This window comes from Ignavibacteriales bacterium (assembly GCA_026390795.1).
Lineage (GTDB): Bacteria > Bacteroidota > Ignavibacteria > Ignavibacteriales > Melioribacteraceae > Fen-1258.
Map to the genome: position 1 here is coordinate 484520 of JAPLFG010000003.1, position 23520 is coordinate 508039.

General features: G+C 37.0%; 23 protein-coding genes and 1 pseudogene. All 24 read right to left on the reverse strand.

Annotated elements, in window-relative coordinates:
- Positions 1-11: 11 nt before the first annotated feature.
- A complete protein-coding gene (gene holA, locus NTX65_05760) occupies positions 12-1049 on the reverse strand; it encodes a DNA polymerase III subunit delta (protein MCX6168822.1) in 1038 nt (345 codons plus the stop codon).
- 38 nt (positions 1050-1087) lie between these two features.
- Complete coding sequence (locus NTX65_05765) at positions 1088-1705, reverse strand: peptidylprolyl isomerase (protein MCX6168823.1); 618 nt, start codon at positions 1703-1705, stop codon at positions 1088-1090.
- Positions 1706-1715: 10 nt separating this feature from the next.
- Complete coding sequence (gene uppP, locus NTX65_05770) at positions 1716-2564, reverse strand: undecaprenyl-diphosphatase UppP (GenBank protein ID MCX6168824.1); 849 nt, start codon at positions 2562-2564, stop codon at positions 1716-1718.
- A 9-nt stretch (positions 2565-2573) separates the two neighbouring features.
- Positions 2574-3215 carry a hypothetical protein gene (locus NTX65_05775; GenBank protein MCX6168825.1) on the reverse strand — a complete coding sequence of 214 codons (642 nt, stop codon included), beginning with the start codon at positions 3213-3215 and terminating at the stop codon, positions 2574-2576.
- On the reverse strand, positions 3212-4282 hold the full coding sequence (locus NTX65_05780) for a lysylphosphatidylglycerol synthase transmembrane domain-containing protein (protein ID MCX6168826.1): 1071 nt from the start codon (positions 4280-4282) through the stop codon (positions 3212-3214). The genes NTX65_05775 and NTX65_05780 overlap by 4 nt, the downstream gene beginning before the upstream one ends.
- Positions 4269-4889, reverse strand: coding sequence for an outer membrane lipoprotein chaperone LolA (gene lolA, locus NTX65_05785; protein MCX6168827.1), 621 nt, complete (start codon positions 4887-4889; stop codon positions 4269-4271). Before lolA ends, NTX65_05780 begins: the two co-directional genes overlap by 14 nt.
- Before the next feature lies 1 nt (position 4890).
- Positions 4891-7359, reverse strand: a complete 2469-nt coding sequence (locus tag NTX65_05790) for a DNA translocase FtsK 4TM domain-containing protein (protein MCX6168828.1) — start codon at positions 7357-7359, stop codon at positions 4891-4893.
- A gap of 2 nt (positions 7360-7361) precedes the next feature.
- Positions 7362-8129, reverse strand: coding sequence for a 2-phosphosulfolactate phosphatase (locus NTX65_05795; GenBank protein ID MCX6168829.1), 768 nt, complete (start codon positions 8127-8129; stop codon positions 7362-7364).
- 16 nt (positions 8130-8145) lie between these two features.
- Positions 8146-9228 carry a glycine cleavage system aminomethyltransferase GcvT gene (gene gcvT / locus NTX65_05800; GenBank protein ID MCX6168830.1) on the reverse strand — a complete coding sequence of 361 codons (1083 nt, stop codon included), beginning with the start codon at positions 9226-9228 and terminating at the stop codon, positions 8146-8148.
- Positions 9229-9230: 2 nt separating this feature from the next.
- Entirely contained in the window at positions 9231-9878 is a 648-nt protein-coding gene (gene fsa / locus NTX65_05805; protein MCX6168831.1) for a fructose-6-phosphate aldolase, read from the reverse strand.
- 92 nt (positions 9879-9970) lie between these two features.
- Positions 9971-11563: an Rne/Rng family ribonuclease gene (locus tag NTX65_05810; protein ID MCX6168832.1), complete on the reverse strand. Its 1593-nt coding sequence runs from the start codon at positions 11561-11563 to the stop codon at positions 9971-9973.
- 18 nt (positions 11564-11581) lie between these two features.
- Complete coding sequence (dusB, locus tag NTX65_05815) at positions 11582-12649, reverse strand: tRNA dihydrouridine synthase DusB (GenBank protein ID MCX6168833.1); 1068 nt, start codon at positions 12647-12649, stop codon at positions 11582-11584.
- A gap of 126 nt (positions 12650-12775) precedes the next feature.
- Entirely contained in the window at positions 12776-14884 is a 2109-nt protein-coding gene (gene pnp / locus NTX65_05820; protein ID MCX6168834.1) for a polyribonucleotide nucleotidyltransferase, read from the reverse strand.
- Between the two features lie 12 nt (positions 14885-14896).
- The gene (rpsO, locus tag NTX65_05825) at positions 14897-15166 is read right to left on the reverse strand and encodes a 30S ribosomal protein S15 (protein ID MCX6168835.1); all 270 of its coding nucleotides are present in this window, start codon (positions 15164-15166) and stop codon (positions 14897-14899) included.
- A gap of 76 nt (positions 15167-15242) precedes the next feature.
- Positions 15243-16175, reverse strand: coding sequence for a bifunctional riboflavin kinase/FAD synthetase (locus NTX65_05830; protein MCX6168836.1), 933 nt, complete (start codon positions 16173-16175; stop codon positions 15243-15245).
- A 1-nt stretch (position 16176) separates the two neighbouring features.
- Positions 16177-16902, reverse strand: coding sequence for a tRNA pseudouridine(55) synthase TruB (gene truB / locus NTX65_05835; protein MCX6168837.1), 726 nt, complete (start codon positions 16900-16902; stop codon positions 16177-16179).
- Positions 16871-17230: a 30S ribosome-binding factor RbfA gene (gene rbfA, locus NTX65_05840; GenBank protein ID MCX6168838.1), complete on the reverse strand. Its 360-nt coding sequence runs from the start codon at positions 17228-17230 to the stop codon at positions 16871-16873. Before rbfA ends, truB begins: the two co-directional genes overlap by 32 nt.
- Before the next feature lie 2 nt (positions 17231-17232).
- On the reverse strand, positions 17233-19848 hold the full coding sequence (infB, locus tag NTX65_05845) for a translation initiation factor IF-2 (GenBank protein MCX6168839.1): 2616 nt from the start codon (positions 19846-19848) through the stop codon (positions 17233-17235).
- A 28-nt stretch (positions 19849-19876) separates the two neighbouring features.
- The gene (nusA, locus tag NTX65_05850; GenBank protein MCX6168840.1) at positions 19877-21124 is read right to left on the reverse strand and encodes a transcription termination factor NusA; all 1248 of its coding nucleotides are present in this window, start codon (positions 21122-21124) and stop codon (positions 19877-19879) included.
- Between the two features lie 17 nt (positions 21125-21141).
- Positions 21142-21585: a hypothetical protein gene (locus tag NTX65_05855; protein ID MCX6168841.1), complete on the reverse strand. Its 444-nt coding sequence runs from the start codon at positions 21583-21585 to the stop codon at positions 21142-21144.
- Between the two features lie 109 nt (positions 21586-21694).
- A pseudogene (locus NTX65_05860) lies at positions 21695-21943 on the reverse strand (four helix bundle protein).
- 28 nt (positions 21944-21971) lie between these two features.
- The gene (locus NTX65_05865; GenBank protein ID MCX6168842.1) at positions 21972-22184 is read right to left on the reverse strand and encodes a CopG family antitoxin; all 213 of its coding nucleotides are present in this window, start codon (positions 22182-22184) and stop codon (positions 21972-21974) included.
- Between the two features lies 1 nt (position 22185).
- On the reverse strand, positions 22186-22467 hold the full coding sequence (locus NTX65_05870) for a BrnT family toxin (GenBank protein ID MCX6168843.1): 282 nt from the start codon (positions 22465-22467) through the stop codon (positions 22186-22188).
- 303 nt (positions 22468-22770) lie between these two features.
- A complete protein-coding gene (locus NTX65_05875; protein ID MCX6168844.1) occupies positions 22771-23502 on the reverse strand; it encodes an SIMPL domain-containing protein in 732 nt (243 codons plus the stop codon).
- Positions 23503-23520: the final 18 nt, after the last annotated feature.

Here is a 23520-nt window from a genome sequence, read left to right on the forward strand (position 1 = left end):
AGCAACCGGTATTAAACTAAAAAACCGGATGAAACTTCAAGACCCAGCATTTCCGAAATCAAAGTAAGCAAAACCGTTTTGGCGTCGGCAGAAGTAGTTTTTATCGCGATATCTGCATTTAGCAGGGCGCGAGAAGCATTAAGAAGGCGTTCATCATTCATCATATAACTCGCCTTTTTGCAATTTACATAATATCCCCAGCTCACACCGGCTAATTTGGCTGCTTCATTATCATTAATCCCTAATTTCACCAATTCCATTATTTGCGCAACGATTAATACAAATTTTGAAAGCATATTCACAATAACGACTATCTCCATGCCTGAGTCAAAAAGATTATATGCAACTTCAACCGCTTTCGATTTATTCCCTTTTCCAACAGCATCCTGAAGATTAAATATTGAATATTCTTTTGTGGGCGATGCGATTTTAATTATATCTTCGGTAGTAACTTTCTCTTTATCCGGCAAATAATTTAATAATTTTTGAAGCTGAATCTCGAGTAACGATTTGTCCTCTCCAACTATATCAACCAAAAACTGCGCTACATTGCTTGGAAAATTAATCCCGATTTGTTTTGCTTTTTTCACCAGCCAATCAATCAGTTCATCACCTGTCGCAACACGTGCTTCAAATAATGCGTCTATGTTTAATAAATTAGAATACGGCTCTCTTGAAGGATCGGAAATCTTGCCGGCTTGAGTTACTACTAAAATTGTAAATTCAGGCGGACTCTTAATGAAAGCGGATAATTCTTTCTTTTCGTTAAATTTTTCAAAATTCTTAACAACAATTAATTTTTTACCGCCGCCAAACGGAAATGATAATGCCAGATCCAAAATTTGAGATAAACTTTGATTCTTTTCCGCACTTATTACTTCTTTATCAAAATCGGAGAGAACAAAAGGTGCCGCAGCTTTTTCTATTGTCTCAACAGCAAGATCCAATGTATATTGATCTTCACCGCAAAGGAAATAGATTGGTAGAAATCTATCTTTCGAAAGAGATTTAGATATTTCCGTTACAGATGGAATTTGAATTTTAGCCATAAATTATCATTTAAGAAGATAAAATTATATAAAAGGATCTAGCTTGCCCGTTTTTCAATAATTATTTTTTGAATTGAAACTGCCTTAAGTGGTTTTTCATTTTTATCGGTTCTTAATTTTCCAATATCGTGAACAACATTCATCCCGCCAATAACTTTACCAAAAATTGTATGTCTTCCATCCAGCCACGGTGCAGCACTAATCGTAACAAAGAATTGGCTTCCGTTTGTATTAGGTCCGGCATTAGCCATTGCAAGGACTCCAGCGTCATCAAAATGGAATGTCCGCACAATTTCATCCTCAAACTTTTTACCGTAAATGCTTTCGCCTCCCTCACCTGTTCCGGTTGGGTCGCCGCCTTGAATCATAAAATCTTTTATGACACGATGAAATGTTAATCCGTTGTAATAACCTTTAACCGAAAGTGCAACAAAATTTTCTACAGTCTTTGGTGTTTCTTTGGCATATAATTCTAATTCGAAAGTACCTAGGTTTGTCTCAAGTACAGCAGCCAGTTTCTCTCTTCCTTGCAAATCTAATAATTGAGAAACTGTAGCACCGTCTTGAGATGATTGTAAAACTTTTGGCTTGCATGATAAACAACAAATCATCAAAGCAATTGAAGAAACGATAAAAAATATTTTTCTTTTTTTCATTTCATAATCCTTATGGTAATATTATTCCCTTCCCAAGAAGAAATAAAATAATTATACCTGCAATAATTCTATACACAATAAAAACAAATGTTGATTTCTTTTTTAAGTAACGAAGAAGCAATCCGATTGAAAGATAACCAACAACTGCAGAAGCTATTGTTGCAGCAATCAAATTAATCATTCCGCTATGATCAATATATTTCAGCGATTGATAGAATTCTAACAATCCGCTTGCGGCAACAGCCGGAATGCTCATTAAAAAAGAAAAGCGTGCAGCAGTCTCGCGGTCAAATCCAAGAAATAAACCGGCAGTTATTGTTGTACCCGACCGTGATGAACCGGGTATTAAAGCAAATGATTGAGCAAAACCGATAATTACTGCATCGTACCACTTAATGTCTTTGGTCTTGCGCGTAAATTTGCCTGTCTTTTCAGCTACAGCAAGAATTATTGCCAGAACAATTAGACTTCCGGCAATGATATATAAATCTTTTGTAAGCACACCTTCTATTATATGTTTGAAGCTCAGACCGATGACTGCTACAGGAAGAGTTGCAAAAATCAAATACCAGCCCATCTTTGAATTCATTGACTGTTCATTTATTTTTTTACGATCAAGTATATTGTCGTGAACAAAATCCTCAAGAATCAAGAGCAAATCTTTCCAAAAATAGACCAATACTGCGATAAGGGTTCCAAGTTGGATAACAGCAATAAAAGCCGTCCAATGTTCCGGATTTTCAGCAGATATTAAATTCATCAATTTACCAGCTACTGTTAAGTGCCCGGTGCTGCTGATAGGTAGAAATTCTGTTATACCCTGTATGATTCCAAGCAATATTGCTTCAAATGTATTCAAAATTGACCTCTAAAGAATAAAAGTTATGCCTAAATAAATTCCAAATGATAAAGCGTTTAGATTTAGTTTCTCACCTGTTGAGTGATTGACTATTGTATTTTGTGCATTGGAGACATCACTGGTATTATCATAACGTAAATTCGTTCCAATTAAAGCGTAAAAGTTTTTACTAAGCAAAGTGTTTCCTTCTGCTTTTAATATCAATCCATAACCGCTTGCCGAATAGTTCGATGAAGTATTAATTTTTTCTGTGAGTGAAACGAATCTCGGTCCAACACCGCCGCCAAATTTAAATTGATAACCTTCGCCCGGGAGAAGATAATAAGCGAGAATGCTTGGTCTGTGCATATTAAATGCAATTTCATATACCCCGCCTGAACCTAATGATGCCGTGTATGAATCAATCATTAAATCATATTCCAAACCGAGTGCAAATGAATTAGATAATTTATAATCTGCCTCACCTGAAAAACTAACTGAGCTTTTGAATGATGGAAGAATATTACCCCCGGCAGCAAAACCTGAATTAACATATTCACGGAATGATGGAGAAGATCTAAAGTCCAGACCCATCGATAAACTTAAATCCCATTGGGCAGAAAGATTATTGGCTGCCACAATAAAAATGATAAGCAGATATATTTTTTTCATTTTTCATCCGAATGAATACTAAATACCGAAAGGAACGATTCTTTTTTGAGACCTTTCTTTAAACGACTTACGTTCACAATATATATTATGATTAGTGTTGATAACACAAAAAGCAAATAAGAAATAAAGTGTGTAAGCAATGCATAAGCAGCACTTACTTCATAACCAAACTTGAAAAGCTGGGTCAGCACAAAAATTGAAATTAAATGATAGGGACCTGTTCCACCAGGTGTTGGTATCATAGCGCTGAATGAGCTGATAGTCATTACTATCCATGCAGTAGTAAAAGTAGCCCTGCCGGTAGCTTCCATTCCAAAAATATAGAAACCTACATAGGAATTTAAAGCATAAAAAAGAAGAATAACCACGGACCATATAACCAGCATTATAATATTTTTTGTCCCTTTGATGCTTGAGAGACCACTGATTAGAGTATTAAATAGAACCTCCAAACGGCTTTCAAGGTTTTTATTAATTTTGGCTGCCAATTTTAAAAATATTTTTTTAAATAGTTGTTGGTAACGAACAAGCAAAAACAAAAATACCGTTACTAAGAAAATTAAAATATACCCAACGGTAAGAGACGTCTTCAACCAGCTGACTTCTTCATATAAATTGCCTGAATATAGACTGACACTAATTAATGCGGCTAATGCAAATGTTGTAATATCTATTACTCTCTCAACTACAATCGTTCCAATCACCGAAGTGCGAGAAATACTTTCCCATCTGCCGAAAAATAAGCCTCTGTAAAGTTCTCCCAAACGGGGAATAACACAGTTCACTCCGTATCCAACCATTACGGCACCGAAAAGATGAAACGTTGTAACATCTTTCTTAACAGAGTTAATCATATAACGCCACCGGAGTGCGCGGGCAAGATGTGAAGCAAAAAAAACAACTACATATAGGAAAATTGCGATCAAAGATGATTGAGCAATGAGAGCAAAGGATTTTTGAAGATCAATACCTTTAAATGCAAAATAGAGAAACAGAATTGTAAGGATGACCGGGAAAAAATAACCTGCTACTTTTGCCAGTTGATTATTTGTTTTACCTGAGGTCAATAATCTTTATTCCTTTGGGGGGATAATATGTAAATCGTGCATCCGGTAAATCTTGATTTATTTTTAAATCGGTAAACTGAAAAGCATACCGCATATCTCCGCGGTCAAGAACTTCCAATCTTGAAATCATACCATCGCTCGAAATCCAAATTTTAACATACTTGAATTCCATGTCCTGATCTTTTGGAGTAAGTTCGATGCAGCCCTCTCCTTTTTGTGAATTCTCTTCTTTTATAATTTTACTTTTACAGAGCGGCGGGTAATCAAATATAAAGCGTTCAAGTGAAAACGATGTCGGATCATCAGATAATTTACTTATTACAACTCTGTTAAACCGTTTATCATTATTCCAAACTGTTTGTCCATCGGAAACAATGAACTGATTATTTAGATCAACAATGAATCTATTTTTTCTTTTGTACGAAAACTTGCCGGATGTTTTACCCTGGTCGTGTCCCTGTGCATCAAAATAGTTTTGTGAAAAATCTGCCGTAAAATTATTTATTGATTTAAACTTGTTTTGTATTTTTTTAATAAACTCGTTAGCAGACTGCGGAAAAACCAGTGATGAAATGAAGCAAATTAATATGAAGATTTTCGTTTTCATTTTATAATGATCTCAAAATAGTTTCGAGTTGTTCTTCGCTATCAACAATAACCTCGCGTGCTTTACTTCCTTCGGAAGGTCCAACAATACCTGCCTGTTCAAGCTGATCAACAATTCTCGCGGCACGGGAATACCCAAGCTTTAATCTTCTTTGCAGCAGTGATACAGAACCTTGTTGATGCCGGACAATAACACGCGCTGCTTCTTCAAACATCGGGTCAAGATCGCTCATGAAATCGCCCTGAGCTTCTTTCCGCTTATCATAAAGAGAAGGAAGAAAATATCTTTTTGAAAAACCTTTTTGAACGTAAATGAAATTTGTAATCTTTTCAACTTCTTCGGTTGAGATAAATGCATTTTGAATACGGATCGGTTTTGGCATTCCACCCGGTAAAAATAACATATCGCCCATTCCAAGTAATTGCTCCGCGCCGTTCATATCAAGAATAGTTCTGGAATCGATTTTGGTTGCAACCTGGTAAGCCATACGCGCGCTGAAATTCGCTTTAATAACGCCTGTAATAACATTTACAGAAGGTCTTTGTGTTGCAAGTATCAAATGAATCCCTACAGCACGGGCTAGCTGAGCTAGACGCGCAATCGGTTCTTCAACTTCTTTACCTGATGTAATCATAAGATCCGCCAACTCGTCAATTACAACTACGATATAAGGCATCTTATGATGTTTCATTTCGTCAGTATCTTTTGGCCGTGATTTCGGATTTAAAACTTTCTTGTTGTAATCAACAATGTTACGCACTCCAACCTTAGCGAGTTTATCGTAACGTTTTTCCATTTCATATTCAACGGCTTTCAATGCAAGGAGTGCGTTGGATGGATTTGTAATTATCTCTTCTTCCAGATCCGGCGAGACAGCAAGAAAATGTTTGCTGAGTTTCTTATAAAATGATAATTCTATTTTCTTCGGGTCAATAATTACGAACTTTACATCTGATGGATGTTTTGCGTAGATCAAACTGTTCAAGATCATATTGATGCCGACGCTTTTACCTGAACCGGTTGAACCGGCAATTAACATATGCGGCATCTTTGCCAAATCTGTAATATAAACTTCGCCGGAGATTGTTTTACCAAGCGCTAACGGAAGTTCATCTTTTGATTCAGCTATTTTTTTTAGAACCGAACTCGCTCTTACAATAGAAGCATGGGCATTAGGAATTTCTACACCTATCGCGCTTTTGCCCGGAATAGGTGCAATGATTCTAATACCGCGTGCGGCAAGCGCTAATGCAATATCGTGTTCAAGACTAACAATGCGACTGATCTTTACACCCGGAGCCGGAACAATTTCATAAAGCGTTACTACCGGACCGGGAGTAACAGTAATATCATCAATCTGAATATCGAAGAGAGCCAGTTTATCTTTTAGCAGTGCGGCGTTTCGTTTTAATTCACTTTCATTAACTTTTATTTCTTCATCATCGGGCGGAGTTAGCAAAGTAAATGTAGGTGGTTTATAATCAATTTTTTCTTCCCATTGATCCGGCATAGTTGCCTCTGCCGCTTTATCAACCGCCGGTATTATATCATCATCTTCTTTGGGTTTAGCTTCCCCTTTTTTCGATTTTGATTCAGTAGCTTTTTCAGTGCCGGGTGCTGCATTTCTCTCCGACTGGTCTTTTTTAACAATCGTTATTTTAGTTTTCGGTTCTATAATTTCTTCTTCGGCATCTTCATCTTTAGATTTGAATAAAGATTTTAATTTGCTTTCGCTTCGAAGGTTTTTGATCTTATCAAGATTGTCTTCAACATTAACATTAAGCGGAGACGCAATTTTTACATCTTCCTTCTCTTTATCTTTGAATAAATTCTTAATGAATTCAATCATCGCGCTAAATTTGAAATCGAATGCAATAATTAGTGTAACAAGAATTGCCGCGCTTAGAAAAATTATGCTGCCGAGTCCACCAAGAAATTTGCTAATTATTGTTCCGAAGAAGAATCCGATTTTACCGGAAAGCTCATGGTAATCTACAAGTAGAGAGATCTCCGGAGTGTATTGAAGCATTCCGAAAAAAGTCGAAATCAAAATTCCTATGACTAGAAGAAAGTTCGAAAAGTATAGAGCTAATTTAAAATTCTTTTCTTTACTAAGGACGGTATAGCCCCATAGGAACATAATGGTTGGAAAAATTAGAGAGAAATAACCAATTGTTGAGCGGATAAAAAAGTGCGACATATAAGCGCCAAAAATTCCAAGCCAGTTATGAGTTGTTGCCGCTTTATCCATCAGCTCTGGATTGCCGTTAAAAACTCCGAACAATCCTAAAAAATTGTAAGGGAAATAGGATTCATCGTCGCGCGAATAAGAGAGGATACTGAAAAAAATTAAAAGGGCTAAAACAATTAAAAAAATGGCAAGCAGTTTTTTTTTCTTTTCCGGAGAAACAACAAAAAAATTTTCTCCCGCAGAAGAAGAACTTTCTTTTGATTTAATTTTCTTCGGCATTCTTAAGAAACTTTGGGTTCGTTTGCAAGATTATTTTGTGCTGTTCCGGTCTCTAACTTCTTAATTGAACCGGAAATATAATACGGAATCAAATTGGTAGTTCCAAATTGCGCACATTCTTTAATATCAGCACCGAAACCGTTCTCAATTAAAAGCTGTCCGTGTTCGGTTTCTTTCAACATCTTATTAATGCTTTTGCCAAAAGATTTATTTAAGACCAAACTCGCACGCCCTGAATCACTTATTTCAAGATCGGTGCTCACTTTATCCATTTCGCTAATAAGTCTTCCAGCGCAGACGGCGTCTTCCAAATTAAAATTACCGTTGGTTCCGGCACATATAATTTCAACATCTTTATTAAGAAACAAGAGATGATTGGCTATAGTTGGAAGATTATTAAAACTGCAGATGAAAAGATTTTCTGAAAATTTTGCTTTAACAATTGCTTTCGATCCGTTTGTAGTATAAAGGATAATTGATTTTCCAGATACAACATCAGGTGTATATTCCAACGGTGAATTGCCGAGATTAAAACCCTCAACTTTTTTTGTGTTTCGTTCTCCGCTAAGAATTGTTTGACCACCGAACGCATTTCCGGAAACTTTCATTGCAAAATCTACTGTGCCCACAGGAATAACTTCACGCGCACCGTTGGTAAGTGCGGTAACAATAACAGTCGAAGCGCGGAGAATATCTATAACAACAGAAGTTTTCCCGCTGAAATAAAGATCGTCAAAATGCAGATTTGAATAATGAACATTAATTTTCATTTTGAGAATTGTACCTTTAATTTTTAACAAATGGAAGTTTAGTAACCACGGCTGGAATTTCTTTACCGCGGATTACAAAATTTATTTTATTTCCTTCTTTACAATATTGAGAATCAACATAACCCATGGCAATTGCTTTGTCTAGGACCGGGCTTACTGTTCCGCTCGTGATATGACCTACAACTTTTCCATCAACAGATAAATCATATCCGTGACGCGGAAATGCTTTCTCGTCTGAAATCATCGGGATTAATTTTCTCTTCAATCCATCTTCTTTTACTTTCAGCAAAACACCTTTAGCAATGAATTCGGTTTTTTTCAATTTTGTAATCCAGCCAAGTCCAGCTTCGAGTGTGTTTGTTGTCTGATCAATATCATTTCCGTATAAACAGAAACCCATTTCAAGACGTAAGGAATCGCGTGCACCTAGACCTACAGGTTGGATTCCGGAATCTTTTCCGGCATCAAATAAAGCATTCCAAACTTTTACTGCTTCGGCTTCTCCGCCTTTGAAATATAATTCATATCCGAGTTCACCGGTATATCCGGTACGCGAGACGATCATATCAATACCGGCAACCTTTGCAAAGAAGAAATAATAATATTCAAGATCCAGCGGCTTATCGCAAATTTTTTCAACAACCTTTTTTGAATTTGGACCCTGAACAGCCAGAAGAGAATATTCGTCACTTTCGTCAATGATATCAACGCCAAAATTGTTGTTCTCTTTCATCCACGCAAAATCTTTGTCTTTGTTCGAAGCATTAACAACAAGCATAAATTCTTTTTCGTTAATACGGTAAACAAGAAGATCATCTACAATTCCTCCATCTGGGTAACACATGGCAGAATATTGAACTCTTCCGTTTACTAAAACTGCAGCATCATTAACTGTAATATGCTGTACGAAATCCAATGCGCGCTCTCCGCGGATAAATATTTCGCCCATGTGAGAAACATCGAATACACCAACCGAATTGCGAACTACTTTGTGTTCCGCAATAATTGAAGAATATTGAACCGGCATCTGGTACCCGGCAAAGTCGACTATCTTAGCGCCAAGCTTTTCATGAATCGAATAAAATTTTGTTTTTTTCATTGTTATTTTTGGTTTGATTTTTTCCAGTCACTCAAGAATTTTTCTAATCCTAAATCAGTGAGCGGATGTTTGAATAATTTTTCAATAACATCAAACGGCATTGTTGCTACATGAGCACCCATTAAAGCCGCATCTACAAGATGAAGCGGATGGCGGACACTTGCTACAAGCACTTGAGTTTTGAAATTGTAGTTTTCATATATCTGTATAATTTGTTGTACTAAAGCCATACCGTCAATACTAATATCATCAAGTCTTCCTACAAAAGGACTTATATAAGTTGCCCCTGCCTTAGCCGCTAGTAATGCTTGAGACGGTGAAAAGCATAACGTAACATTTGTATTAATTCCTTCATCACTCAACGATTTTACGGCTTTAATTCCCTCTTTAATTAACGGAACTTTAACAACTATGTTTTTATGAATTTTAGCAAGTTCGTGTGCTTCTTTCATAATTCCGTCATAATCGATTGAAACAACTTCCGCACTGATCGGACCATCAACAATTTTTAAGATCTCATCAAGCAGTTCCCGGAAGTTTTTTCCTTCTTTTGCAACTAGAGAGGGATTAGTAGTAACGCCGTCAAGTAAACCATAAGAAGCGGCTTCTTTAATTTCCTTAATGTTCGCTGTATCTATAAAGAATTTCATGTGAGTGCCTTCATTATCTTGAAAATAAATTTTCGCAATGGAAAAATAGTAAAAAATGAAAACATATTAATATTGCTAATTAAGAATATGTTTTACACAAAATCAGCTGTTATATCATCACCGGTTTTAGTAGAGATGAAATAAAAATGTTGCGGACTAATTTTTTCATCTTCAATAAGTTTTAGACGAACAAAATATCTTAGCTGAATTTTCCTCAGCGGAGAAATAAAGCCTACTTTTAGTTTTTCACCAAGTGATGGATGAACTTTCAATGTAAGCGATGTTCCTTTACCTTCAGCTTTAAAGCGCCTTAACCAATGGTCAATTTCATGCATCAAGTTGGATTTTTTTGTAAGGTATCCTGTTCCCATGCAATATGGGCAAGCTTCATTCATAGACTGCAAAATATTTTCGCGAATCCGCTCGCGTGTTATCTGCATTAAACCAAATTCTGTCATCGGAAGAAGAGCAATTTTAGCGCGGTCTTTCTTAAATTCTTTTTTCAATTCATCATAAATTTTCTTACGGTTTTTATCGTCTTCAAGATCAATAAAATCGACTACAATCAATCCGCCGATATCACGCAGACGTAATTGGCGCACGATTTCGCGCGAAGCCTCAAGATCGGTCTTAAGTGAATTTAATTCTTGTTCTTTCTTTGCCGCATATCGTCCGCTGTTAACATCAATAACAACCATTGCTTCCGTATGTTCAATAACAATATGTCCGCCGCTCGGAAGAGGAACTTTTCTTCCCATCAAACCTTTTATCTGTTCGTCAATCTTGAACGCTTCAAAAATTGATTGATCTTCTTTGTATAACTCTATCCTATCAATTAATGCCGGTTGTATGAATTGAACGTAGTTTCGAATTTCTTTGAAAAGTTTTTTTGAATCCACAAATACTTTTGAAACATCGGGAGTAAATAGATCTCTTATAACACTTATTGTTGTACTCAAATCTTTGTAAAGAAGAAACGGCGGTTCCTGCTTCTTTGCATCTTCCTGCATATCTTCCCAGATCTTCACAAGATATTTTAAATCACCTGAAAGAGATTCTTCACTTTGATCTTTTGCGGCGGTACGTATTATCAATCCGCAATTTGAAGGAAGAATTCCGCGTGCAATACGGCGTAATCTTTTCCGTTCTCTGAAATCATAAATCTTTTTTGATACGCCGATCTTATCATCAAGAGGAAGCAGAACACAGAATCGACCCGGAATTGAAATTGAAGATGTACAGCGAACGCCTTTATCCTTAACCGGTTCTTTGATAATCTGAATTAATATTTCTTCCCCTTTATGAAGCTTTGTAATTTGCCGGTGGTCTCTCTGTTCCGGTCTGGGAGGAAGCGGTTTTGTTTCTTCCGGTGTTTGTGCAACACTCTCGTCTTTATCGTCGTCATCGCTGTCATCGGTATCGTTATCTTCATCAAGCATGCTTTGCAATGCTTCTGTACGTTCTCCGATATCCGAGAAATGAAGAAACGCGTCGTGCTTCATGCCGATGTCGATAAAAACTGCTCGTATACCCGGCATCACCCTGGCAACTTTGCCGAGAAAAACATCGCCGACCATTCTGCGTTTTTCCGGATGGTCTACAAAGAAATCTACAAGATTTCCGTCTTCTGTAATCGCAACATGATTCTGCGATGTAGAAGAATTAATAATTATTTCTTTATTCATTTTAAAACCTTTTTGTTCTTATCCGGTAACGTTAGCGTTTTCTTCAGCTAACCAGAAAAGAACCTTCCTTTGAAATTTTTTATGAATTATTGCATGCTCATCAATATTGATAGGAGTATGCAAAATATTATCCGCGTGCTTGGTAATAAGCGTACGCAGATCGGTCAAATTTTTTATAGAGAATACTCTATCGAGTAAAAACTTTACTCCGCTATGATTTTTGAAATACCAGATCGAATGTTTTTTTGCTTTATCGAGAGCAATGAACTCGCCGAATTCGTTTTCTAAATTATTTATATGCTGTAATACCGTTTGGCTTACAACTGATGAATCCGGCTCGCCGGGATCAATTCCGGTTTCTATCAATCTATTAAATCTGGAAAATATAAATGGATTTCCAAGTGCACCGCGTGCGATCATAGCGGAATCGCATCCGGTTGAGTCTATCATCTCCTTTATATCAAGGGGAGAGAACATTGAACCATTACCAACAACAGGAATTGTTAAAATTTCTTTTACTTTTTTCAGCCAGGTCCAATCTGCAATTGTATCGTATTTATCCGCTCGCGTTCTTCCATGAACAAAAATCAATGAAGCGCCGTTATCCTGAATTGCTCTGGCATTATCAAAAACATTGATACGTGATTTATCTTTACCTAACCGGATCTTAACCGAAATTGGAACACCGTTAGATCCGTCAACCATTTTACGAACGAGTTTACCAATAGTTTTAGGATCGTCTAACAGAGAAGCGCCCATATTTTTAGAACAAACTTTTTCAACCGGGCAGCCGCAATTAAGATCAATTAAATCCGGTTTATGTTTTGAAATTTCTTTCGCGGCTTCAAAAAGGATTTCCGGATCGTTGCCAAGAACCTGCACACCGATTGGTTTTTCAGAGCGGTTAAATGAGAAATGACGGAGTGTTTCAAAATTATTTTTGATAACTCCTTCTGCGCTTACCATTTGAGTAAACGTAATTCCCGCACCCATTTCTTTACAAATTTTACGAAAAGAAGAATCGGTAACCTCCGCCATCGGGGCTAAAAATAATTTATTGCCAATATCGAGGTTGCCGACTTTCATCAAAAATTTCTACCAGTCATTTCCAAAAAACAATTTATGATAAACTTCTCTATTGTATAGGACAGTTTATGTCCGGTACTTTTAAAATGCGGAAGGGTCTGTGACCCTTCCGTTAATCATCTTAATTTATTCTTTTTCTTCCGCTTCATCGGAAGTAGGTGTTTCGTTCATTAAAGCTTTTCTAGAAAGAGATAATTTTCCTCCTTCAATCGCAATTAATTTTACTTTTACTACTTCACCTTCTTTTAAAACATCTGTTACTTTAGCAATTCGCTTCGTGTCGATCTGAGAGATATGAAGAAGTCCTTGTGTGCCCGGGAAAATTTCTACAAACGCACCGAAATCGGTTATCTTAATAATTTTACCGGTATAATTCTTACCGATCTCAGGTTCCGAAACAAGAAGTTTGATATACTCTTTTGCCGCTTTGGCAAGAGCCGCATCTTGACCCGCAATGCTGACAGTCCCATCTTCTTCGATGTTAATATCAACAGAGAAATCTTTTTGCATTTTCTGAATTACTTTTCCGCCGGGACCAATTACAGTTCCAATTTTATCGGTTGGAATTTTGGTTGTATAGATTCTCGGTGCGTAATTAGAAATGTTAGGTCTAGCAGTAGAAATCGCTTCGTTCATAATTTTCAATATATACAAACGACCCTCTTTTGCTTGAGCGAGAGCTTTCTCCATAATCTCGTATGAGATTCCTTGAATTTTGATATCCATTTGCAATGCGGTGATTCCAGCTTCCGAACCGGCAACTTTAAAATCCATATCGCCGAGATGATCTTCATTACCGAGAATATCAGATAGAATTGCAAATTGATCATCTTCCTTTACAAGTCCCATTGCAATACCGGCAATTGGACTTTTGATGGGAACGCCGCCATCCATCAATGAAAGCGAACCTGCACAAACAGTTGCCATCGAAGATGAACCGTTCGATTCAAGAATATCCGAATTCAGCCGAACGATGTATGGAAATTTATCTTCAGCGGGAATAATATTTTTAAGAGAACGTTCAGCAAGATTTCCGTGTCCAACTTCTCTTCTTCCAACTCCGGAAAATCTTCCGGTTTCGCCAACACTGAACGGCGGAAAGTTGTAGTGAAGAAGAAACCGTTTTTTATATTCAGGCTGAAGACCATCTATAATTTGTTCGTCTCCTTTTGCGCCTAATGTCAAAGTTGTTAAGCTCTGAGTTTCGCCGCGTGTGAACAATGCGCTTCCGTGAACCCGCGGAAGTAAGCCAAGTTCAACTGTAATCGGTCTAATCTGAGTTGTATTTCTTCCGTCAAGACGTAATCCGTCTTCAAGAATTCTTTTGCGCATCAAATCTTTTTCCATATCGTGAAGAATTTCTTTGATGGCAGTTTCTTGTTCCGGATATTTTTCAGTAAGAGCCGCAAGCACTTCATCAGTTAAAGCATGATTCTGCGCGGATCTTTCTTCTTTTGCTAAAACAGAAGAAACTATTTTTTTGAATTTATCATGAGCTAAAGCGGAAATATCATTGAACAAATTCTGATCAATCCCTTTTTCAGCCACAATCATTTTGGGTTTGCCGCATAGTTCTCGTAATTCTATTTGAACCTGGACAATTTTTCTAATTTCTGTGTGAGCGAATTTCAGAGCATCGAGCATAACTTGTTCGCTCAATTCTTTTGCTTCGCCTTCAACCATCATGATTGAACTTTCCGTTCCGGCAATAACTAATTCAAGATCGCTCTCCTCAGTTTCTTTAAGAGTAGGATTGATTATGAATTCACCATTGATTCTTCCAACGCGAACTTCGCCAACCGGCTCGAGAAAAGGAATATCCGAAATAGCTAGAGCTGCCGAAGCACCGCATGCGGCAATTACATCAGAATCGTTCTCGCTGTCATATGAATAAACGAATGCCGCAACTTGAGTATCGTTTCTGTAATTATCAGAGAACAATGGTCGTATTGGCCTGTCAATCAAACGTGAACTGAGAACTTCTTTATCTGTCGGTTTGCCTTCGCGTTTGAAAAAGCCCCCCGGAATTTTACCGGCTGCAAATGCTTTTTCTCTATATTCAACACTGAGTGGAAAGAAATCCACATCAGGACGTAGATCGCCGGCAACAGCGGTAACTAAAACCATAGTATCGCCGTACCGAACCATTACGGCTCCGTTTGCCTGTTTGGCAAGTTTTCCAGTTTCAAAAATTAATTTCTGTTTTCCTATTTGTACTTCTTTGGTATAAACCATTTAAAAACTCCATTACTTTCTTATGTTCAATTCTTTAATTATTGTGCGATATTTCTCAATGTTTTTACTTGCAAGATAATCAAGTAGTCTTCTTCTCTTTCCAACCATCTGCATTAATCCGCGTCTTGAAGCGTGATCTTTTTTATGCGCTTCGAAGTGACCTGTAAGACGATTAATTTCTTCCGTTAACAATGCGATCTGGACTTCGGTTGTACCGCTATCTTTTTCTCCTTTACCGAATTTTTTGATTACCGCAAGTTTTTCTTCTTTTGACAACGCCATTTTACTGCTCCTTTATTTGTTTGTTCGATATAACCCCAGAATCAACCCCGCTCTTCGCGGGGTAAACCGGAGTTTATTAATTAGTTAATTTTTCTTTTTGCGCTTCATGCTTATCAATTTCTAATTGATGAATAAGCATTTCTTTTGAATCAAATTTTTTCTCATCACGCAGTCTTTTCAAAAATTCGATCTTCATATTACTGCCGTAAATATCACGGTCGAAATTCAATAGATGAGCCTCAAGAACCAGTTCATGTTTATTTTCGAACGTCGGTCTATATCCGAGATTCATTATTCCAATATGTATCTCTTCATTCAAAAAGCATTTAACAATGTAAACGCCGTTCTTAGGAACTGCTTTATGCACTTCATCCAACTTAATATTTGCAGTCGGAAAACCGAGTGTTCTTCCGCGCTGAGCACCAATTACAACATTACCGGAGAAAGAATAATTCCGTCCAAGGAATAAATTAGCACGTTCAATATTTCCTTCGGCAAGAGCGTTTCTAATTTTTGTTGAACTGATAATTTCACCGTTCAAACTTTCTGCCGAAACATCGGTAACATCAAAATTATTAAGAATGCCCACTTGTCTTAGAATATTAACATCGCCCAAACGGTCTTTACCAAATTTATGATCGTGCCCGATGACCATATGAGCAGCTCCGATCTTATCAACAATGAACCGTTTGATAAACTGATCCGAAGTTTGCTGTGAAAATTCTTTAGTAAAGTTTATTACCATCAAATTTTCAATTCCCGCTCTTTCAAGGACTTCTTTTTTTTCATCAAGCGATGTTAAAAGTTTCATATCAAAACCTTTTGAAAGAACAAATCGCGGATGAGGTTCAAATGTAATTACAAATGTATTCCCATTTTTTTCAACTGCAGTTTTTTTCACTTCATTTAGAATTTTGAAGTGTCCGATATGCAATCCGTCAAACGACCCTACAGTCACAACCGCATTTCTAGTCTTAATATTTTCAGAATTTTCTGTATAAACTTTCATTTCAATTCAATTGAGGAACAAGACAATAATTTTTTGCAAACTCTTTGAATTCATCAAGTGTAAATGCGTCTTCCACTTTAAATTCGCCAATTTGAGTCCGTCTCAACTCTTTTAAATAAGCCCCGCATCCAAGATGCTGTCCAAAGTCATTTGCAATCACTCTGATATAAGTTCCTTTAGAACAGCTTATTTCAAAATGAATATCGGGCAGATCAATTTTTGTTATTTCAAACTTTGTAACAACAACCGCCCGTTCTTCTCTTTCAACTTCTCTACCCTTACGGGCAAGTTTATAAAGAGGCTGTCCGTTATGTTTAATTGCCGAATACATCGGCGGCATCTGCAAAATATTTCCGAGGAACAAATCACGTACTTTAAGTATTTCATTCTCTGTGATATGTTCGAAATTATTGTTTGAATCAAATTTACTTTCACCATCAAATGATGATGTTGTTTTTCCCAGCGAAAATATCCCGGTATAAGTTTTAGCAAGATCCTGGACAGATGAAATTTCCTTTGTCTTTCTACCGGTGCAAACAATTACTAATCCGGTTGCGTTAGGATCCAAAGTTCCGGCGTGACCAACTTTTTTTACGCCGACTGTTTTTCTTACTTTATAAACACAATCAAAAGAACTTTTTCTGAATGCTTTATCAATAAGAATAATTTCACCGGCAACGAAATCCGGATCAATATCAGCTATCGTGTTTTTCGCTATCGCTTTCATGAATTTTTTTAAACAGTCCTTCCATCTTTTCAACATAGTCTAATGTATCATCGATGAAAAAATGGAGTTCCGGAACAAATCTTAGTTGAATTCTTCCGGCGAGTTGACTTCTAATCAAACCTTTAAGTTCGTTAACGCTTTCTAAAACTTTAGTCCGTTTCTCTTTATCAAAAACCGAGATATAGATCTTTGTATGTTTTAGATCCGGACTAACTTTAACATTGGTCACGGTTATGAGACTCAGTTTTGGATCCTGAAGTTTGTGAAGAAAAATTAAACTGAGTTCTTCTTTAATGAGACTCGAAACTTTATCTAATCTATGAGACATTTCTACTCTAACTTCTTCTTAGTTTCAATCATTTTGTAAGCTTCTATAATATCGCCCGGCTTAATATCGTTAAAGTTGGCAATGCTTACACCGCACTCAAATCCTTTTTCAACTTCGCGTACATCATCTTTAAATCTTCTCAAAGAACTTATTTCGCCTTCGTAAACCGCAATTCCGTCTCTGAACAAACGGACTTTATTGCTTCTCATAATCTTTCCGTCCTGAACAGAACATCCGGCAATAGTTCCGGCTTTAGGTACTTTGAAAATATCTTTGACTTGAAGAGTTGCAACAACTTCTTCCGAAACAACCGGAGAGAGCATTCCTTCAAGAGCAGATTTTATTTCATTGATAGCATCGTAAATAATATTGTAAAGACGAATATCAACTTTTTCAGATTCCGCAAGTTTACGCGCGTTTGTATTTGGTCTTACGTGGAATCCGACTATAATTGCACCCGATGCAGCAGCTAAAAGAACATCACCTTCGGAAATTGCACCGACCGCTTTATGAATTACACGAACAGAAACTTCCTGGTTGGACAATTTCATTAACGAATCGGATAATGCTTCTATAGAACCATCGACGTCACCTTTAACAATCACAGGCAATTCTTTAAATCCGCCGTGGCTGATTTGATTTGCAATTTCATCAAGAGTAATATGATGAACCTGGCGATGATCTTGTTCACGTTTGATCTGCATACGTTTCAAACTTATATCACGAGCTTCACGTTCCGATGCAGCAATATGGAATATATCTCCCGCCTGCGGTGCGGATTCAAATCCAAGAACAAGAACCGGAGTTGAAGGACCGGCTTCAAAAACTTTTTTACCGCGCTCATCAAACATTGCGCGTACGCGTCCGTGCACAACACCAGCTATAAACGGATCGCCAATTCTTAATGTTCCTTTTTGAACAAGAACTGTTGCGGTAACACCTTTTCCTTTATCAAGCTGAGATTCAATAATTGTTCCGCGCGCTAAACGGTCCGGATTTGCTTTCAAGTCGAGCAATTCAGCTTCAAGAACTAATTTTTCTAAAAGTAGGTCAACATTCTTTCCAAGTTTAGCAGAGATTTCAACGCACTGATATTTTCCACCCCACTCTTCAACTAAAATATTTCTTTCCGCAAGCTGCTGTTTAATTCTTTCAATATTGGAATTCGGTTTATCAATTTTATTGATTGCGATAATGATCGGGACATTTGCGGCAAGCGCATGATTGATAGCTTCAACCGTTTGAGGCATTACAGCATCATCTGCGGCAACTATTAAAACTACAATATCCGTAACACGTGCACCGCGGGCGCGCATTGCAGTAAATGCTTCATGACCTGGTGTATCTAAAAATGTTACTTGTCTGCTCTCATCGATCATAACTTTATAAGCACCGATGTGCTGTGTAATACCACCGGCTTCACCGGCAACTACATTCGCGCGGCGTATATAATCCAATAAAGATGTTTTACCGTGATCTACGTGACCCATAATTGTAACAACAGGCGGTCTGAATTTAAGCGTCTCAACCGGATCCGGAATATCGGCATCAACATCCGACTGATATTCTTCTTCGAGTTCAATCTCAAATCCAAAGTCATCGGCAATCAAAGTTATAGTTTCAACATCAAGTCGCTGATTGATTGAAACCATCAACCCCAAACCGATACATTTCTGAATTACATCGCTTACGGAAACGCCCATTAAATTGGCGAGTTCGTTGACCGCAATGAATTCACTCACTTTAATTTTTGTTTTATCTAATTCTTTCTGCTGAAGTATTTGATTCTGAATTTCTTCTTTCTCTTTTCTTTTTTTCTTTCTAGCAGAAGCTCTTCCGCCGACAGCAGATTCATCAATACTAAGAAGAGTTCGTTTGATTGCATCTTCAACTTCTCGTTTATCAATTTCAAGACGTTTAATTTTTCTTTTTTTCTTAGCGACAGTTACTTCTTCGGGTGCTTGACCGGGAACAGTTGCTTTTTTCTTTGTCTTAAGAATTTTCTTTTTCTTTTTGTTTTTTTCCGCTTCTTCCTGGGCAGGTGTTAAAGGCAGCGCCGGTTTTTGTGCGGCAGGCGTTTCTTTCGTTTCAACTTTATCGCGGCGCGGTTTGAGATCAACTTTGCCAACAATTGTTAAACCTTTTTTTCTTCCTTCCAACGCAATTTCAGTTTCTGTCCTATAAGATTTTTTTGCCTCAACAGGCTCTTCAACAGGAATAACTTGTTCTTCAATTACAGGCTCGGATACTTCTTCGACCAGTTCTTCCGGCTGGATAACCTCAACAACCGGTTCAGCTTGAATTTCTTCTTTTTTCTGCTCAACAGGTTTTTCTTCTACAACTTTTGGAGCAACTTCAACTAGGGCTTCCGGCTCATCGTGCTCTGTTCTTCTTTTTTGAAAATCAGAAATTTTCCGGTAATGTTTTTCTGCTTTCTCAATATCTTTTTTGAAAAACGATTTGATTTCCGTAACCATCTCATCGGTCAATAAAGCCATATGAGATTTTACTTCATAACCTTTCTTTTGTAAAAGTTCTACTAACGATTCAGTAGAAAGATTATACTCAGCTGCGAATTTGTAGAGTCGTAATTTTTTTTCTTTTGCTGTTTCCGGCATTGTATGATTATCCGTTTAAGTGTTCTGTTTATTCTTCTTCTTCAAATTGATTTTCAAGAATTTCAATTATCTGTTTAGCTTTCTCTTCATCCAGCCCTTCGATCTCTTTGAGCTTGTCAATTCCGGCAGCAAGAACTTCCAATGCTGTATCTAACCGGTTATTGATCAGTAAATCTACCATCTCAGTACTAAGTTCTTCGCGAAGTTCAATCAGTTCAATATCTTCGTCATATTCTTCAAACGGTTTTTCTAATCTTATTACTTCTATTTCGTAACCGCTAAGTTTAATTGCAAGACGAATGTTAACGCCGTTGCGTCCTACTATTAACGATACTTGATCGCTATCGGCAGTTACAACACACTTCTTCGCATCTTCATCAACTTCGATCTGTTTTAATTTAGCCGGCGCAATACATCTCTGTATGAAAACGACCGGATCTTCCGAGTAATTTATAACATCAATATTTTCATTGTTCAACTCGCGTACAATCGCATGAATACGAACACCTTTCATTCCAACGCAGGCGCCAACGGCGTCAATACGCGGATCGCTCGATTCAACTGCAATTTTGGCTCTTTCACCGGGTTCGCGGGCAATTCCTTTGATCTCAATTACACCGTCATAAATTTCCGGAATTTCAATTTCGAAAAGTCTTCTTAAGAAAAGATTATCCGCACGCGAAACTAAAATGACCGGTCCGTTCGGAGTTTTTTTAACATCCTTTACAACTGCACGCACCGTATCGCCTTTTCTATATTTCTCACGAGGAATTTGTTCATGGCGCGGCAAGAGCAATTCGTTCTTGTTATGATTAACAAGTACGTCATTTCTTCTTACCTGATAAATATCACCGACAACAATCTCTCCAAGCATCTCAACGTATTCATTATAAATTATATCTTTCTCAATCTCTCTAATTTTTTGATTCAAACTTTGGCGTGCAAGATTTATTAATCTTCTTCCAAATTCTTTCAATTCAATTTTCTGAACAAAATCTTCGCCTACTTCAAGTCCGTCTTCATTTCCTTTTGTATTCAATTCATCAATACTTATTTCGGTAGCCGGGTCATTAACGGTATCAACAACAGATCTTTCAAGAAATATTTCTATATCTCCCTTGTCCATGTTAACAACAACATCATACTTGGCTTCTAAACCAAATTTCTTTTTTACCATAATCCCAAAGATTTCTTCTATGATTCCAGCAAGAACGTCTTTATCAAGACTTTTCTCGCGGACCATTTGAGCAAAGGATTCTACTATTTCGGTGTTCATTTATTACTCCTCTGTGATCAAAAACTAATTAAAACTTTTGCATTGGTAATACTGTTAAAATTTATTTTGTATTCCGCTTCTTTAACCGCGAAGTAGAGATCTTCTCCTTCGATGCGGATAAGTTTGGCGGTTAATTTTTTTTCGCCGTCTTCCAGATACTCAATTTCAAATTTCCGGTTGATATGTTTAATGTACTGAATCAAAAATTTGAGAGGACGTTCCGCACCGGGTGATGAAACATCAAGCCGGTAATTCGATCCAGCTAAATTTTCCAGTTCAATTACTTCGTTCAGATCACGACTAACATTGGCGCAATCAACGGCGGTGATTCCTTTTTCGCCATCGATAAATACTTCAATGATTCGCAGATGATTGTCGCCGCGGAGTACCAGGTCAACCAGTATGAAGCCGTGAGCTTTTACAATTTCTTCGATTCTGTTATTAATTTGCTGCTTTTCCATATTCTATAAATAAAAATCGCCCTCGAGGGGCGAAATGGACGGCACAAAGGTAGGAAGAATAGCTCGAAATAGCAAAGGGAATTAAGGATAATGATTTTTGACTCTGGATTTACGATTTATTGGGAATGCGACTTTTAATAGTTTTTCCTATTTGAGTGAAAATCGCCGTTAATTCATCCACTTCTTCTTCAATTAACTTTATTTTATAGATAAAGTCGGCACGAGATTTTGCTCGTAGAGCCGCTCGGTAATTTGCGGCAACTGAAGTTCCTGATCTTAATAATTGAGAACAAAGAACAGAATTAATAAAATTTTTAGAGATAGAATTAACAAACCAGCTAATATTAAGAGTAAATTTTTTCGTTCTATTTTTCTGTTAGGAGCAATTACTTTTGCCAGTGAATATTTGGTTTGAAATTGTTTTGTGCACATTCCCTTAAATACATGTTCATCAAATTCTGATAAGGGATATCAATTTCTGAAGCCAGTTTTTTGAAATATTCAACAGTTTCATTTTCAAGACGAATTGAAATCTGTTTTTTAAGTTTCTTTATATAAGGATTCTTAGTAGAATCACTGAAATTATATTCTTTTTTCATTTTATTTTACCTCATAATAATATTTGCTCTCAGATTTTGTTGCTTTACGAGCAGAAATAATTCTAATAATATCGGCATTCTCTTTATAAGTATGGACAACGACTAGGAGTCTTAATTTGTTTGTGAGTCCTAAAATAATAAAGCGTTCTTCTGATATCGAGTGTTCCGGATCTGGTATAAATCGGGCATTATCATCAAAAAACACCGTCTTAGCTTCTTCAAAAGAGATTTTGTGCTTCTTGATATTAGCAAGATTTTTATTTCGATCCCATAGAAAACGCATATAGTAAAACCGCTAAAATAATTATAATATAATGCTATGAGAAAATATTAAAATAGCCCCTAACAAACAACTCAATGCGACAGCTTTGAAAATTGTGGCATTTGTGTAATTGAAAAATTGTGTTGCTAAAGTAAATTGCTTTTTGACGTTAGAGAATAAAAGAAATCATAAATAAATATTGTAGTTAGCTTCTCAGCGTTGCATTTTTGTAATGCGTGACGCTTTAGTTGCAACGCTGTTCTGCTTTGGTCATTTTCACCCCTGATGTTAATAATTCCAAAATCCAAAATCGTAATTTCTAAATCAATCGATCTTAAATGACGCGCTAACTACCGCTGTAATCTCCTTTTCAATTGATGTCGCATCATTCATTCCGTAATCCGATATAATATTTGAGTTATGTGGAGTAATTTGAATAACTCCCATCCGTGCGTTTCGCAGAGTTCCAAGACTTCTTCCCGTAGCTTCCGCAATTTTAGCTGCACGTTCCATAGCGTTTTTCGATGCCGCAGCCTGCACCTCAATTTTCAAATCGTCGATTTTAGTATAAAGATATTCCGGTGCGTCAACATTAATGTCCAATCCTTTTTCAACAAGAGAGCTGAGTGAAAGAGAAAGTTCTTTAATTTTCTTTACATCATTCGATTTGATTTCGAAACGCTGATTATAAACGTAACCAAGAACTTTCTGTGTTTGAGTTCCGTTCGGTGCAATTTCAAACATAGGGTAACCGTTAATGCTGAATACCTCAATCTGATCTTTTGCAAATCCTTTATCAGCTAAATATTTGAGAACAACCGGCATCTGCTGCTGCACAATCTGATACGCGGTTTTTCTGTCTCCGCTTGATGCCTGCAATGTTCCGCGCTGAATACCGAGATCGGAAACAATCGATTTTTTTGCCGAACCGGTTACGGTTATTGTCTGATCCGCGTTCTTTGTCGATTTCCATACCATTGAAAAAATTATTACAGAAAGAACAATTGATCCCGCTAGAATTGAAACGGGAATTAGGTATTTGTATTTATCGTTCATATCGGTTGCCCCTTTATT

Bases quoted from the DNA above. Each gene is read 5' to 3' on its own strand.
- NTX65_05765 (MCX6168823.1), bottom strand. From the start codon at position 1,705: ATGAAAAAAAGAAAAATATTTTTTATCGTTTCTTCAATTGCTTTGATG.
- rbfA (MCX6168838.1), bottom strand. From the start codon at position 17,230: ATGTCTCATAGATTAGATAAAGTTTCGAGTCTCATTAAAGAAGAACTC.
- NTX65_05795 (MCX6168829.1), bottom strand. From the start codon at position 8,129: ATGAAAATTAATGTTCATTATTCAAATCTGCATTTTGACGATCTTTAT.
- holA (MCX6168822.1), bottom strand. From the start codon at position 1,049: ATGGCTAAAATTCAAATTCCATCTGTAACGGAAATATCTAAATCTCTT.
- NTX65_05865 (MCX6168842.1), bottom strand. From the start codon at position 22,184: ATGAAAAAAGAATATAATTTCAGTGATTCTACTAAGAATCCTTATATA.
- pnp (MCX6168834.1), bottom strand. From the start codon at position 14,884: ATGGTTTATACCAAAGAAGTACAAATAGGAAAACAGAAATTAATTTTT.
- truB (MCX6168837.1), bottom strand. From the start codon at position 16,902: ATGAAAGCGATAGCGAAAAACACGATAGCTGATATTGATCCGGATTTC.
- NTX65_05830 (MCX6168836.1), bottom strand. From the start codon at position 16,175: ATGAAAGTTTATACAGAAAATTCTGAAAATATTAAGACTAGAAATGCG.
- fsa (MCX6168831.1), bottom strand. From the start codon at position 9,878: ATGAAATTCTTTATAGATACAGCGAACATTAAGGAAATTAAAGAAGCC.
- NTX65_05775 (MCX6168825.1), bottom strand. From the start codon at position 3,215: ATGAAAAAAATATATCTGCTTATCATTTTTATTGTGGCAGCCAATAAT.
- dusB (MCX6168833.1), bottom strand. From the start codon at position 12,649: ATGAAAGTCGGCAACCTCGATATTGGCAATAAATTATTTTTAGCCCCG.
- lolA (MCX6168827.1), bottom strand. From the start codon at position 4,889: ATGAAAACGAAAATCTTCATATTAATTTGCTTCATTTCATCACTGGTT.
- NTX65_05790 (MCX6168828.1), bottom strand. From the start codon at position 7,359: ATGCCGAAGAAAATTAAATCAAAAGAAAGTTCTTCTTCTGCGGGAGAA.
- nusA (MCX6168840.1), bottom strand. From the start codon at position 21,124: ATGAACACCGAAATAGTAGAATCCTTTGCTCAAATGGTCCGCGAGAAA.
- NTX65_05875 (MCX6168844.1), bottom strand. From the start codon at position 23,502: ATGAACGATAAATACAAATACCTAATTCCCGTTTCAATTCTAGCGGGA.
- gcvT (MCX6168830.1), bottom strand. From the start codon at position 9,228: ATGAAAAAAACAAAATTTTATTCGATTCATGAAAAGCTTGGCGCTAAG.
- rpsO (MCX6168835.1), bottom strand. From the start codon at position 15,166: ATGGCGTTGTCAAAAGAAGAAAAACTTGCGGTAATCAAAAAATTCGGT.
- NTX65_05870 (MCX6168843.1), bottom strand. From the start codon at position 22,467: ATGCGTTTTCTATGGGATCGAAATAAAAATCTTGCTAATATCAAGAAG.
- NTX65_05810 (MCX6168832.1), bottom strand. From the start codon at position 11,563: ATGAATAAAGAAATAATTATTAATTCTTCTACATCGCAGAATCATGTT.
- infB (MCX6168839.1), bottom strand. From the start codon at position 19,848: ATGCCGGAAACAGCAAAAGAAAAAAAATTACGACTCTACAAATTCGCA.
- NTX65_05855 (MCX6168841.1), bottom strand. From the start codon at position 21,585: ATGGAAAAGCAGCAAATTAATAACAGAATCGAAGAAATTGTAAAAGCT.